General features: G+C 67.5%; 9 protein-coding genes. 3 read left to right on the forward strand and 6 right to left on the reverse strand.

Annotation, left to right across the window (positions count from 1 at the left end; translation table 11 throughout):
• Positions 1 to 419 precede the first annotated feature (419 nt).
• Positions 420 to 3,782, reverse strand: a complete 3,363-nt coding sequence (locus tag ACVT6V_RS03605) for a DEAD/DEAH box helicase (RefSeq protein ID WP_489898446.1) — start codon at positions 3,780 to 3,782, stop codon at positions 420 to 422.
• 83 nt (positions 3,783 to 3,865) lie between these two features.
• Between ACVT6V_RS03605 and ACVT6V_RS03610 the strand changes: the two genes are divergently transcribed.
• The 3 genes from ACVT6V_RS03610 to ACVT6V_RS03620 all read left to right on the forward strand — a co-directional run bounded on the left by ACVT6V_RS03610 (position 3,866) and on the right by ACVT6V_RS03620 (position 7,068).
• Positions 3,866 to 5,050 (forward strand): alkaline phosphatase family protein, encoded by a 1,185-nt coding sequence (locus ACVT6V_RS03610; protein ID WP_489898447.1) that lies wholly within the window; start codon positions 3,866 to 3,868, stop codon positions 5,048 to 5,050.
• Between the two features lie 104 nt (positions 5,051 to 5,154).
• The gene (locus ACVT6V_RS03615; RefSeq protein ID WP_489898448.1) at positions 5,155 to 6,291 is read left to right on the forward strand and encodes a TIGR03364 family FAD-dependent oxidoreductase; all 1,137 of its coding nucleotides are present in this window, start codon (positions 5,155 to 5,157) and stop codon (positions 6,289 to 6,291) included.
• Positions 6,292 to 6,348: 57 nt separating this feature from the next.
• Positions 6,349 to 7,068: a GntR family transcriptional regulator gene (locus tag ACVT6V_RS03620; protein ID WP_489898449.1), complete on the forward strand. Its 720-nt coding sequence runs from the start codon at positions 6,349 to 6,351 to the stop codon at positions 7,066 to 7,068.
• Between the two features lie 35 nt (positions 7,069 to 7,103).
• Here ACVT6V_RS03620 and ACVT6V_RS03625 read toward each other — a convergent pair whose 3' ends face one another.
• From ACVT6V_RS03625 to ACVT6V_RS03645, 5 genes are read right to left on the reverse strand one after another with little or no spacing between them, the layout of a single operon-like run.
• Positions 7,104 to 8,204: an MSMEG_0565 family glycosyltransferase gene (locus ACVT6V_RS03625; RefSeq protein ID WP_489898450.1), complete on the reverse strand. Its 1,101-nt coding sequence runs from the start codon at positions 8,202 to 8,204 to the stop codon at positions 7,104 to 7,106.
• Positions 8,205 to 8,209: 5 nt separating this feature from the next.
• Positions 8,210 to 9,148, reverse strand: coding sequence for a carbon-nitrogen hydrolase family protein (locus ACVT6V_RS03630; protein WP_489898451.1), 939 nt, complete (start codon positions 9,146 to 9,148; stop codon positions 8,210 to 8,212).
• Between the two features lie 21 nt (positions 9,149 to 9,169).
• The gene (locus tag ACVT6V_RS03635) at positions 9,170 to 10,606 is read right to left on the reverse strand and encodes an MSMEG_0567/sll0787 family protein (RefSeq protein WP_489898452.1); all 1,437 of its coding nucleotides are present in this window, start codon (positions 10,604 to 10,606) and stop codon (positions 9,170 to 9,172) included.
• Positions 10,607 to 10,610: 4 nt separating this feature from the next.
• Positions 10,611 to 11,666: an MSMEG_0568 family radical SAM protein gene (locus ACVT6V_RS03640; protein WP_489898453.1), complete on the reverse strand. Its 1,056-nt coding sequence runs from the start codon at positions 11,664 to 11,666 to the stop codon at positions 10,611 to 10,613.
• Entirely contained in the window at positions 11,663 to 12,652 is a 990-nt protein-coding gene (locus ACVT6V_RS03645; RefSeq protein ID WP_489898454.1) for an AMP-binding protein, read from the reverse strand. The genes ACVT6V_RS03640 and ACVT6V_RS03645 overlap by 4 nt, the downstream gene beginning before the upstream one ends.
• Between the last annotated feature and the right edge of the window lie 6 nt (positions 12,653 to 12,658).

Raw genomic sequence — 12,658 nt, forward strand, 5'->3', positions numbered from 1 at the left:
GACCGCCCTTCGTGACGCATCCTCGCAAGCTCGGAGGCTCCCCAAGGAGCGGGGTGACGGTCGCAAGCTCGGAGGCTCCTCAGGGAGCGGGGTGACGGTCGCAAGCTCGGAGGCTCCTCAGGGACCGGAGGGTAACGCCCGCAATCAAACACCGGTTCCTGAGGAGCGAGCCTGCGAGCTAACGCCGATTCCTGAGGAGCGAGCCTGCGAGCGTCACGAAGGACCGCCCTTCGTGACGCATCCTCGCAAGCTCGGACGCTCCTCAGGGAGCGGGGTGACGGTCGCAAGCTCGGACGCTCGTCAGGGACCGGCGTAACGGTCGCAAGCTCGGAGGCTCCTCAGGGACCGGGGTGACGGTCGCAAGCTCGGAGGCTCCCCAAGGACCGGGGTGACGGTCGCAAGCTCGGAGGCTCCTCAGCTCACTCGCCGGCGCCGAAGAGCGCGCGCACGTCATCGGCGCTGATGACCGTGCCGAACAGGTCACCGTCGTCGACGACGGCGTCGAACAGCTTGCGCTTCTTGTCCTGCAGCGCCACCACATTCTCCTCGATCGTTCCGGCCGAGACCAGCCGGTAGACGGTGACGGGGCGGGTCTGGCCGATGCGGTGGGCGCGGTCGACGGCCTGCGCCTCGGCGGCGGGATTCCACCACGGGTCGCAGACGAAGCAGTAGTCGGCCTCGGTGAGGTTGAGCCCGAACCCACCGGCCTTGAGGCTGATCAGGAAGACCTTCGATGTGCCGCTGCTGAATTCGTCGATCGCGGCCTTGCGTTGACTCGCGTTCATCGAGCCGTCGAGGTAGCTGTACGCGATCCCCAACTCGTCGAGCCGTTCGCGGACGAGACCGAGGAAGCCGGTGAACTGGCTGAACACCAGTGCGGCATGGCCTTCGGCGATGAGTTCGGGGAGCTGTTCGGCGAGGTAGTCGATCTTCGCCGACGCGACGTCGTGGTGCTTCTCCTCGACGAGTCCGGCGTGGAGGCTGAGCTGGCGCAACATGGTGAGCGACCGGAAGATCGCGAACCGGTTCTCGTCCCAGTCGCCCAGCAGGCCCAACACCTTCTGGCGTTCGCGGTTGAGTCGGGTCTGATAGATCTTCTCGTGTTTGGCCCCGAGCTCGACGGCCAGCACCTGCTCCTGTTTGGCGGGAAGGTCGGCGACCACCTGGTCTTTGGTGCGCCGCAACATGACCGGGCGGATACGACGGCGCAATTGCCCGAGACGCTCCGGGTTGTTGCCGGATTCGATCGGCTTGCGAAAGTAGTCGCCGAATGTCTTCGGTGATGGGAACAGCCCGGGTGCGGTGATCGACAACAGCGACCACAACTCCATCAGGTTGTTCTCCATCGGTGTGCCGGTGATCGCGAGTTTCATCTCCGCACCGAGCCGGCGTGCGCACTGATGGGTCTTGCTGTTGTGGTTCTTCACGAACTGTGCCTCGTCGAAGATCACTCCGGTCCAATGGAACTGGTTGATCTGCTGGAACAACAGGCGCAGCAGTGTGTACGAGGTGACGACGATCTGCGCTCCCTCGATCTGCTCGGCGAAGTCGACCCCGCTCTTGCCCTCGGTGGCGGTCACGGCGACTGCCTTCAGGTCGGGCACGAACTTCTGGGACTCGTTGATCCAGTTTCCGACGACGCTCGTGGGCGCGACGACGAGAAACGCACCGCTCGGGCATTCCGCCGACGCCTCGGCGATCAGCGCGAGGGCCTGGACCGTCTTGCCGAGTCCCATGTCGTCGGCGAGGATGCCGCCGATCCTGTTCTGCCACAGAAATCTCAACCAGTCGAGGCCGTCGGCCTGATAGTCACGGAGGTCTGCGCGCAGACCGACGGGCGGGCCGCCGGGTGCCGGGATGGTCGCGGCCGCAAGCCGACTGAGACGTTGATGCCAGTCGGCGAGTTGGTCGTCGACCACACCGAGTCCGAGAAGCTCATCCCACAGTGTCGCGTGGTAGGTGTCGCGGCGGACCAGGCCGTTGTCGACCTCGCCGAGGTCCTGCGCCTCCTGGATCAGTTCGGCGAGCCGGCGGAGTTCGGGATTGTCGAGTGAGAAGTAGGTGCCGTCGGGTAGCAGCAGGTGAGTGGCACGCGCGGCGAGTCCGCGGATGATGTCACCGAGCGGGACGTCATGCCCATCGACCTTCACGGTGATCCGTAGATTCAGCCAGTCGTTGCCGGCCGGACTGTCGTCCTCACCGATGCTGATGGTCGGTTCCTGGTCTGCGGGCTTGAAATCGATATGGTCGCCGAGGATCTCGACCTCGATGTCGTCTCCGAGTTCGGGAACCAGTTCGCCGATCAGTACGGCGGTCTCGGTCATCGAGTAGGTGAAGGTGCGGCAGAGCAAATCGACGCTGGCCTGCTGGACGGCGGTCTCGACGTCGTCAGCCAAGACGGCATCGAGATCCTGCTCGCCGGAGCCGGCACTGCGGGCCTGCCTCTGGATGCGCATGGCCTGCACCTGCCAGCGCGAGCACCGCGCGGCGACGAGTTCGATCGCGGGGCGCGCGGTCTTCCACGCCCGTTCCTCGTCCTCGGCCCGCCGGATGGTGCTGGCCGCGACCGGATCGTGTGTCTCGAAGATGCGTCGTCGTCCGTTGATCCGATAACTGATGTCCCAGCGGACCTGCGACGCGTCGTCGCCGACCCGGATCGTCAGCAGCGGCGTCGGTCCCTCGATGGTCGGCGGTTCGATGGCGCCGGGTTCGATGGCGACCGGGACGACTGCCGCGAGGGTGGGTAGCAGTTCGGTGGTGAACTCGTCGAGGTCGGCGTCGGGAATGGTGATGCCGCCGCTACTGATGATCTCCTCGAGGGCCCCACGGTTGACCGGAGCCTGGAACGGCCCCAAGAGCAATGCATCGTCGGAGATGGTGAACGCGCCGTGCGGCTCCGCCTGTCCGATCAACCCGATCGGCGAATCCTGCCAGTTCGCATGATCGACCTGGATGTACGGCTCGACTCGGGCACCGTCGTCGACGCGGGTGAGGCGGAAGCCGATGCGAGCACCGGAGAAGAGCTCGACACGAGCGGTTCCGGTCGACGGGTGAGCGACCAGCTCGACCCCGGCGGCGTCGGCGGCCGCGAGGAGTTCCCAGATGTCGGCGGGAGCCAGACCCAGGGACACGTCGTCGCCGCCGAATCCGATGTTGAGCAGCGCGCGTGCAATGGCCATGACCGGGCGCACGTGGTCAGGGTCGAATTCGTCCAGGGCGAGTCCGGAGTCGTGGGGGTACCCGCCGGTGAACTTCCGCCAGCTGATGCCGGTCCGTACCCAGTTTCCGCGTTTGCCGCGACGGACGAGCCGTACGGTCGGGCTCGGGTGGGGCGCCCACCGGGTCGGCTCCGGGAGCTCCACCAGGATGCCGAGCGGGGATGCCTCGGCCGGTTCCTCATCGCGGACGAATGACCCCAACATCGTTCGCCACTGCGCGGGCAACGTGCTGATCTGTGCCACGGGGGCGGACACGGACGTCTCGGCCTCCATCGCGACGTACAACAGGGCGGCGCCGTGTTTGCACAGGTAACCGATCGGGCACGTACAGGTGGTGGAGTCCAGGCTGCGGACCGCGCCGACCGCACGGAAGTGAGCTTTGACGATGTAGACGTGCCGGCTGGACCCGCGGCACCGCGCCGTCAGTGTCAGGTCGTCCGCTTCCCAGGACAGCCCGAAGAGCCGGCCGTCGTCGGCGTAATCCGAACCGCGTTCGAGGGCCCCGTCGTCGAACGCCACGAAGAGGTCGCTCGCGGTGGCGCTGAGCGGGTCGTAGCCGGGCATAGAGACCAGGGTAGGGTGCCCGGCGGATGTGAAGGTCGAGGCACGGCGGGTTGTCCACAGACGATCCGGATACCGTGAGGCCTGTGAGTCAATCGACGGACGAGCTCCCTCCGCTGCAGTGGGGTGGCCATGCGACCCTCGCCGACGTGCTACCGGCCATCGACGATGCGTTTCGTCGCCGGCCCTCGGTGGCGGTGCCGATCCCCGCGGCCAAGGACGTCGTGCTGCTGCTGATCGACGGATTGGGCGACGCGTTGCTCGCCGCGCATGCCGACATCGCCCCCACTCTCACGTCCATGCGGGTCGGTTCGCTGCGGGCGGGGTTTCCGGCGACCACGGTCAGTAGCATCACCAGCCTGATGGCCGGTACCTCGTGCGGCAGCCACGGGATCATCGGCTACTCGTTCCGCACCGAACGGGACGAGACCCGCGGTCCGAAACGCCGCACACTCAACGCTTTACGCTGGACGTTCAACCGGTCGGACGGACGTTCCGCGCTGGCCTTGTATGTGCCCGAACAGATTCAGCCGGGCCGCGGGGTTCTCGGCGAGATGGCCGATCGAGGCGTCGAGGTGACCTATGTCATGCCCAACGCCTACCGCGGATCGGGTTTCAGCCGCGCCGCGTTCCAGGTCGACGGCACCTATATCGGGGCCCAGACACCGGCCCAGATCCTCGACGGTGTCCGCGAGGCACTGGCACCGTCGACGCCCCGGCATCGGTTCGTCTACGCCTACTGGCCCGATCTCGATGCGGCCGGCCACATCTTCGGTCCCGCGTCTGGGCAGTGGGTGAAGACATTGGGCGTGGTCGACCGGCTCGTCGGCGACCTGGCCGCAGCACTTCCCCGCGATACCGTGCTGGCAGTCACCGGGGATCATGGAATGATACAGGCGGACAAGCGAATTGACATCGACACCACCGACGAGATGTTGAAGGGTGTGGAGGCGGTGGCCGGGGAGATGCGGGTGCGTCAGGTCTACACGCGGCCCGGCGCCCGGGACCATGTCCAGGCCTTCTGGGAGAACGTCGCCGGCGACGACGCCTATGTTGTTCCCCGCGAACAGGTTCTGGACGAGAACTGGTTCGGCGCGGACGTGACTGACGTGATCGCCGAGCGCATCGGGGACCTGGTCGCGGTGGCGCGCGGTAACACCATCCTGACCCGGACGCTCAACGATCCGACGCCAGAGGTGAACATGGTGGGCCACCACGGCGCGTGGACTGTTGCCGAACAGCTGGTACCACTGCTGATCCACGAGGGGTGACCTCCGACCGTTCAGCAGATGGTTCCCTTCCGGCCACAGGGCCGTCACCTACCTTGTATATCTTTCTTCGCAGTAAGTATTGACTGCATCGAGGAGCAGGGACGATGGCCGCAGCGGGGACACACGTCGATGTCGTGGTCGTCGGGGCCGGCATCGTCGGCCTGGCTCACGCGTATCACGCACACAGACTGGGTCTTTCGGTGGCCGTTGTCGATCATGCCGGTCGGCCAACCGGCGCATCCGTCCGCAATTTCGGGCACGCCTGCATCACCGCCCAGTCAGGTGAGGCCCTCGGGTATGCACGGGCGGGACGTCGACATTGGCTCGAGCTGTCACACGCGGCCGGGTTCTGGTCAGCCGAGTCGGGGACCATCGCGATCGCCCGGCACGCGGACGAACATGCCGTCATGGCGGGGTTCACCGAGGCCCGGGGTCCACAGGAGGCACGACTGCTGAGCCGCGAGGAAACGCTCGACCGGGTACCCGCCGACGGCCGCGGGGTCGTCGGCGGACTCTTCCTTCCTCGCGATCTCCAGGTGGATCCGCGCACTGCGGCACCACGTGTCGCGCGGTGGCTGGAATCGGTGGGGGTGCGGTTCCACTGGCGAACTGCCGCGACATCGTTCGACGTCGGCGTGGTGCGCACGTCACGCGGGGACATCCGCGCCGACACCACGTTCATCGCGGTCAACCACGACCTCGACCGCCTGTTCCCGGATGTCGCCGAGGGCATCTCGATGCGGCGCTGTGCCCTGCACATGATGAGAGCCCATGTGCCGCTGCGCTTTCCCTTGACCACGCCGCTGTTCACCGGTTGGTCGTTGCTGCGGTACAGCGGTTTCGAGGCGCTTCCGTCGACGACCCGGGTCGCCGACCGTCTGCACGCCGACCATCCCGAGTACACCGCACTCGATCTCCATCAGATGTACACGCCGCAGCCGGACGGCACCGTCCTCATCGGGGACACCCACACCCGCGACGTCACCGTGTCGCCGTTCCAGTCCGAAGCGGGATTCGCGACGCTGCTGGAGGTCACCAAGGAGCTCTTCGACGTCACGACGATCGACGTCGTCGAAAGATGGCAGGGCGTTTACAGCACGGCAGCCGGCCGCGAGTTCCTCCGCCACGAACCCCTCCCCCACACCCACATCGTCACGGTCACCACCGGCATCGGGATGACAACCGGGCTGGGCCTGGCACAGGCGAGTGTCACGGAGGCGATGGCCGCCCACGACGGTTAGGGTAGGTATACAGGTTGGGCTTGTGTACATCTGTGCTTCGGGAAGGCTGTGGTGAACATGTCCCCTCGGCATCGGGAGATCCACGACGCGCTGCGCGCTCAGATACTCGGCGGTGAATACCAGCCCGGCGACGAACTACCTGCGGAGACAGCGCTCATGGCTCAGTGGCAGGTCAGCCGTGGCCCGATCCGTCAGGCGTTGTACAACTTACGGACCGAGGGATACATCTCCACAACACGTGGACGGCCCGCGCGAGTGCGTCATCCCCACCGACCGACACAGACTCTCGCATCATTCACCCCTTTCTCCCAGTGGGCGGTGACCGCCGGACGAACGCCCGGCAACCACACACGCAGTGTCGGGAGGGTCCGAGCGGATGCCGAGATCGCCGACGCGCTGCACATCGGTCACGACGAGTTCGTCGTCGAGATTGTCCGGCTGCGCACTCTCGATGAGTTGCCCGCCCTGCTCGAGCGGAGTCGGTTCACCCTCGACGTCGGCCGGACGCTGTTCGACTTCGATCCGGACGCCGGGTCGATCACCGACCACCTCGTCGACCACGGTGTCGAGTTCGCGTCGATGCGCCACGAGTTGGATGCGGTGGCCGCCGATGATCTGGATGCTCGCGCACTGGGGATCTCGCCGGGTACGCCACTGCTTCGCGAGCGGCGCACCAGCTTCGATCCACAAGGTCGGCCGTTCGAGTACTCCGACGACCGGTATCGCCCGGATCAGGTGACGTTCTCGATCACCAACCGGATGACCACGCAAGGCTGATCTCGTCTGGTCCCGGTCCGGGAGTGGGCTTCCGATCAGCCTTGCGGGAACGGGTGGGCGGCATAGAAGTCGAGATGGGCGCGGGCTGCGGCGTCCCAGGTGAGTGAGCAGGCCAGGTCGCGGCCGGCGTCGCGGCGGGAGGGTGCAGGCTCTCGCGCCGCCAGCAACTGAGCCGCGAGTGCGGGTACATCAGCGGCGTAGGCGACGGTGTCGCCGAACACCTCTCGCAGAATGGGCAGCTCGCGCGCGACGACCGGCCGACCGGCCGCGAGGGCTTCCATGGCAGCGAGACCGAAGCCCTCCTTGGTGGACGGGAACGCGAAGACGTCACAGGCAGCGACCAGCGACGGTAGCGCAGCGTCGGCAACCGGCCCCAACACGACCGGCTCGATGCCGAGCTCACTTTGCCTGCGGTCGAAATCGGCGCGGTAGTCGCGATAGTCGAACAGGGTCTCTCCGCCGGCGAAGACGAGGGAGAGATCGGGGGCGTGGGCGCGCACCGTCGCGAAGGCCTCCAGCAGGTCGATGCTGCCCTTGCGTGGTTCGATGCCGCCGACCGCGAGGACGTAGGGCCCGAGTTCTGCGCGCCACCGCTGACGCGCTGCTTCGGCGGCGGGATCATCGGCTGCCGCACCGGCAAAGCGTCCGTAGTCGACGCCATTGGGGATCACTGTCGGGGTCAGACCCCAGCCGGCATGGACCTCGTCGGCGACGGCCCGGGAGACGCAGATTCGTGCGTACGGGTTGACCACCGCCTTCTCGTGGCACTCGACCAGGATCGGAGTGGTGAACTGGTCGAGATGGTGGATGGTGCGGATACAGTGGCCGACGGCGTTGGCGCTGATGCAGTCCTGCGCGTGCACGACGTCGAGGTCGTCGGGTTCGAAACCCGCACGCAGGGTGTCGATGGACCGGATGATGCGCTCGGTGATGGTCTCGTCCGGCAGATCGGCGAACGGGATGAGTCGTTGTGTGACAGCGGGATCGACGCTGCGGAAGAAGCCGTCGTCGCCGCCGCGGGCGAGGCTCCACACGGTGACGTCGGCGCCCCGGCGACTCAGCGCCTCAGCCAGATTGAGGGTGTGAACGACACCGCCCCGGGGCTTGGTGGAATAGGTCAGCAGGGCAATTCGCATGGTGCTCACCTGCCCCGGATCGGGCTCGGCCGGCTAGTTTCTGGGTTCTGCCGGCGAGATTCCGGGTTCTGTCGGCGAGATTCCGGGTTCTCTCGGCGGGGGTCGGGATTCTCGGGGCGGGCGTGATAGGTGTCCGGTCGGAGTTCGGCGAGGTGATCGAGAACCCTTCGGGCACGGCTGATCTCGTGGTACACATCGACGTCGACCTTGGCCAGGCCACCTTTGGAACGAGTGTTGGCCAGGACGTCGCCGCCAGGTCCGACGACCTTGGCTTGCCCGAGGAAGCGCAACGAGCCGGTGACACCGGTGAGGTTGGAGGACACCACGAACACCTGGTTCTCCGCGGCACGCGCACAGTCGTACAGGTCGAACAGCCGCGATTGCCGGTCGGCGGGCAGCCGGGCCGCGCGATCGGTGACGCTGGCGGGCCAGGCGTTGAGCGCCGCGATGATCCGAGCCCCGTCGAGTGCGAGGGTACGCGCGGACTCGGGGAAGGTCTTGTCGTAGTCGATGAGCATGCCCATCCGTCCGACCGGGGTGTCGAAGGCGTCGAACGAATCGCCGGCAGCATAGGCCAGCGACTCCCCCGCCGGCTGGTGGACTTTACGGTGTGTGCCGAGCATGCCGTCACCGGACAGGCAGACCGCGGTGTTGTAGCGTTTGCCGTTCGCCGCTTCGGTGTAGCCGATACAGACGGTCATCTGTTTGGCGGCGGCCGCGATGGCAGCGAGCTCGGGGCCGTCGGTGTCGACCGGTGGCGGGAGGTCGTCCGGATCGGGATGTCTCAGGTCGCCGATGTAGCCGCCGATCGATGCGTCCGGGAAGACGAGCAGGTCGACGCCGTCGCGGGCCGCGGCCTCCACTATGCCGACGGCCTTGGACACACCACGCTCCACGTCGCGGCCGAAATGCGCCGCCAGGGCGCCCAGCGTGACCGTGGTCATGTCACCGAACTCTACTCAGGTTCATGCCGTTCCGAGACCTGTCACCGTCGATGAGATGACACTGGTCACCTCGCCATCGGGCCATCGCAACCGTACTCCTGGCTCGACGGTGAGGCGCCCGCACGCGGCCGTGGTGGTCGGGCCCGGTGCGGTCGCCACCGGTGTGGGGTCGGCGACGAGCATCGCGTACCCCGGGAAGCACGTCAGCCACGAGCCCATGTCGGCCGCCGCAGGCCGGGGGATGGCGGCGACGTCGAGTTCGGCTCCGGTCCCGGATGCTTCCGCCAGCATGCCGAGGGTGCCCGCGAGGCCGGCCATGCTGACGTCCTTCGCCGCGGCGGGGCGGAGTTCGCCGAGAAGCCCGGCCATCGCGACGAGTTCCTCCGAGGAACGCGCGCTGGTGCTGTCCCACTGCCGGCCGTGGTAGCCGGACCGCCAGGACCCGCCGAGGTCGGCGAGCACCGACACCGTGTCGCCGATCCGGCCGCCGCCGGCGGAGATCGGGGCCTCGGCGTGTCCCACCGCGGTCACCGACAACGATGCGTGCACCCCGACCTGGGTGTGACCCCCCAGCACGGGGGTCTGCCACGCCTGGGCGGCCGAGGAGATGCCGCGCATGATGCGGGTGAGATGTGAGCGGGTGGGGGCGGCGACCGCGTCAAGGAAGCCGAGCGGACGTGCGCCCATCGCCGACAGGTCGTTCACGTTGACGAGGATGGAACACCAGCCCGCCCATTCGGGATCGCGTTCGACCATCGCCGGGATGATCGCGTCACAGGCGGCAATGATCGCCGACTCGGGCACCGGCACGCCGTCATCGCCACGAAATCCGCTGGGACCCAGACCTCCTGGCTGGCGTGCCAGTGGCGCGAGGATGTCGGCGAGCAGCGCCTTCGTGGTGTCGGCGGTGCGCTGGATCTGGTGCAGCGGCCAGCGCATGGCGCGATGGGTGCGCCCGCCGATCGTGGGACCGGGACCGTGGTCGTGCCAACCGAGGGAGGCGAAGAGCGGGCCGTAGCGGTCTTGCACAGTGGCGTCGAACCGAAGGACACCGTGGGTTTCGACGTGGGCGCAGGCGGCCCGGACGAGCGCCGCCCCGACACCAGCGGCGTGCGCCGGGTCGGCGACGACGAGCCGGCTGCCGGACCACCAGCCGATGTCGACGGCGGTCATGGGTGCGACGCGCACACCTCCGATGACGGTTCCGTCGGGCGTGGCGGCGACCAGGACGACGGTGCGTGGGTCGTCGTCGGTGTCGTCACGATCGGATCCCTCGAACAGCCCTTGCCGTTCAACGAATTCAGCATGGCGGAGCGCGTGATAGGTGGCGATCGCTGCGGTGTCGTCGGCGACGCGGATCAGGAACGGCGAAGTGGTGGTCCGGGTACCGGCCAGGATCGACAGATCGGTCCGCGTGTCCCGCAGCGACTGCGTCGGGAGGATGGTTCCGTCGAGCATCGCGTCACCCTCCCACGTTCTGCAACACGCTGCAGGCTCCACAGGCGGCGCATCCGGCGCGCTGGGCGGCGCCGGCCATGCCGATGAGCTGCAGGTGCGCCGCCACCTCGCGACTGATCTTCTCGACGACCGCCGGTTCGGCGGCGAAAGCCCCGTCGACGTCGACGGCGAGCGTCCCCGCGTGCGGCCGGAACGGCACGATGAACGGATACACCCCCATGTCGGCGAGTTCCTTTGCACCCTGGATCATCTCGTCGGGGTCTTCGCCGAGGCCGACGAGGAGATAGGTGGAGACCTGGTTTCGGCCGAAGACCCGGACCGCCTCGGCCCAGGCGGCGCGATACTCATCGAGGGACACCGCGGACTTGCCGGGCATCCACCGTCGGCGAACCTCGTCGTCGAGTGACTCGACATGGATGCCGATCGCGACGGCCCCGGCGTCGTGCAGATCGGTGATGGTCGACAGGTCCGCCGGCGGCTCGCACTGCACCTGGATGGGCAGTTCGGGTACAGCCGCCTTGACCGCGCGGACGCACCGGGCCAAGTGCCTGGCGCCCCGATCCTTGCCGGCGGAGGTGCCGGTCGTCATGACCATCTGGGTCACGCCGTCGAGGTCGACGGCGGCGCGGGCCACCGCTGCGAGTTGCTCCGGCTTCTTCACGGCGACAGTCGATCCCGCACGCAGCGATTCTTCGATGGAGCAGAAGCGGCAGCGCTGGTCCTCGACGTAGCGGATGCAGGTCTGTACCACGGTGGTGGCGAGCACATCGGCGCCGTGCAGTTTGGCGATCTGTTCAAACCGGATGCCGTCGTCGGTGGTGAGGTCGTAGAAGCGGGGGCGTCCGATGGTCTCGACCTGCAATCCGGTGTCGGCACCGTCGTAGAGCACGCGGTCACCGTCGAAGGCGAACGGGCTGTCCGGGTTTCGCGGGATGGCGGCGTTGAGGCCGTCGATACGGAGATGTCCGTCGTCGGTCGGCCCGGCGCCGCCGGTTCGGTTGACAGGCGGCGTACCCCGGATACCGAGGAGGGCGAGATCCACTCTGGTCGATACGGTCACGCGGATACTCCGTTCATTCGGAGGGCTGATGCATCCCAGTGGCCGCGGCCGGCCGGGGTGCGTCGGCGGATCTTGCCCGCGTCGTTGCGGAGTGGTCGATGGGTGAGGCAGATGTGATCGGGGCGGGAAGTCGCGGGCAGGCGTGTGCGTGCGAAGTCATGGAGTGATCGTGGGGTCACGGGCGAGGCTCGCTCCTCAGGAGACAGCCCACCGATCCCTGAGGAGGTCCGGAGCGCCAGCGGAGGACCGTCACGAAGGGGCCGCCCTTCGTGACGCTCGCAAGCTCGCTCCTCAGGGACCGGGTGGTGACTCTCGCAAGCTCGCTCCTCAGGGACCGGGTGGTGACTCTCGCAAGCTCGGTCCTCAGGGACCGGGTGACGCTCGCATGCGCTACCACCGATCCCTGAGGAGGTCCGGAGCGCCAGCGGAGGACCGTCACGAAGGGCCGGCCCTTCGTGACGCTCGCCAGCTCGCTCCTCAGGGACCGGGTGGTGACGCCAAGCTCGCTCCTCAGGGACCGGGTCACGCTCGCATGCGCTACCACCGATCCCTGAGGAGGTCCGGAGCGCCAGCGGAGGACCGTCACGAAGGGCCGGCCCTTCGTGACGCTCGCCAGCTCGCTCCTCAGGGACCGGGTGGCGACGCCAAGCTCGCTCCTCAGGGACCGGATGGTGACGCTCGCAAGCTCGCTCCTCAGGGACCGGGTCACGCTCGGCCGCATCGAGGTCCGGTGACAGCGGTATCGGAGTGGCGCAGGCCCGCGAGATGGCGACCAAGGCGACGACGAACCCGATCCCGTTGGGCAAGGAGAGAATCACCCGGTCGTCGCGGATCACACCTTCGGCGATGAGCAGACGGGCGAGGCGAATCGCTCGGGCATCGATCTCCGCGGCCGTCGCACTGCCCGTTCGGTCGGTGACGAGGACATCATAAGGAGTGGTCCGTGCACGGTCGGCGAAGACCGACGCGATCGACTGGCGTGCCATCGGGGC

It is taken from the genome of Gordonia sp. LMA167 (assembly GCF_058130025.1).

Coding starts and splice junctions, on each gene's coding strand:
- ACVT6V_RS03605 (WP_489898446.1), bottom strand. CDS start 3,782: ATGCCCGGCTACGACCCGCTCAGCGCCACCGCGAGCGACCTCTTCGTG.
- ACVT6V_RS03615 (WP_489898448.1), top strand. CDS start 5,155: ATGGCCGCAGCGGGGACACACGTCGATGTCGTGGTCGTCGGGGCCGGC.
- ACVT6V_RS03620 (WP_489898449.1), top strand. CDS start 6,349: ATGTCCCCTCGGCATCGGGAGATCCACGACGCGCTGCGCGCTCAGATA.
- ACVT6V_RS03625 (WP_489898450.1), bottom strand. CDS start 8,204: ATGCGAATTGCCCTGCTGACCTATTCCACCAAGCCCCGGGGCGGTGTC.
- ACVT6V_RS03630 (WP_489898451.1), bottom strand. CDS start 9,148: ATGACCACGGTCACGCTGGGCGCCCTGGCGGCGCATTTCGGCCGCGAC.
- ACVT6V_RS03635 (WP_489898452.1), bottom strand. CDS start 10,606: ATGCTCGACGGAACCATCCTCCCGACGCAGTCGCTGCGGGACACGCGG.
- ACVT6V_RS03645 (WP_489898454.1), bottom strand. CDS start 12,652: ATGGCACGCCAGTCGATCGCGTCGGTCTTCGCCGACCGTGCACGGACC.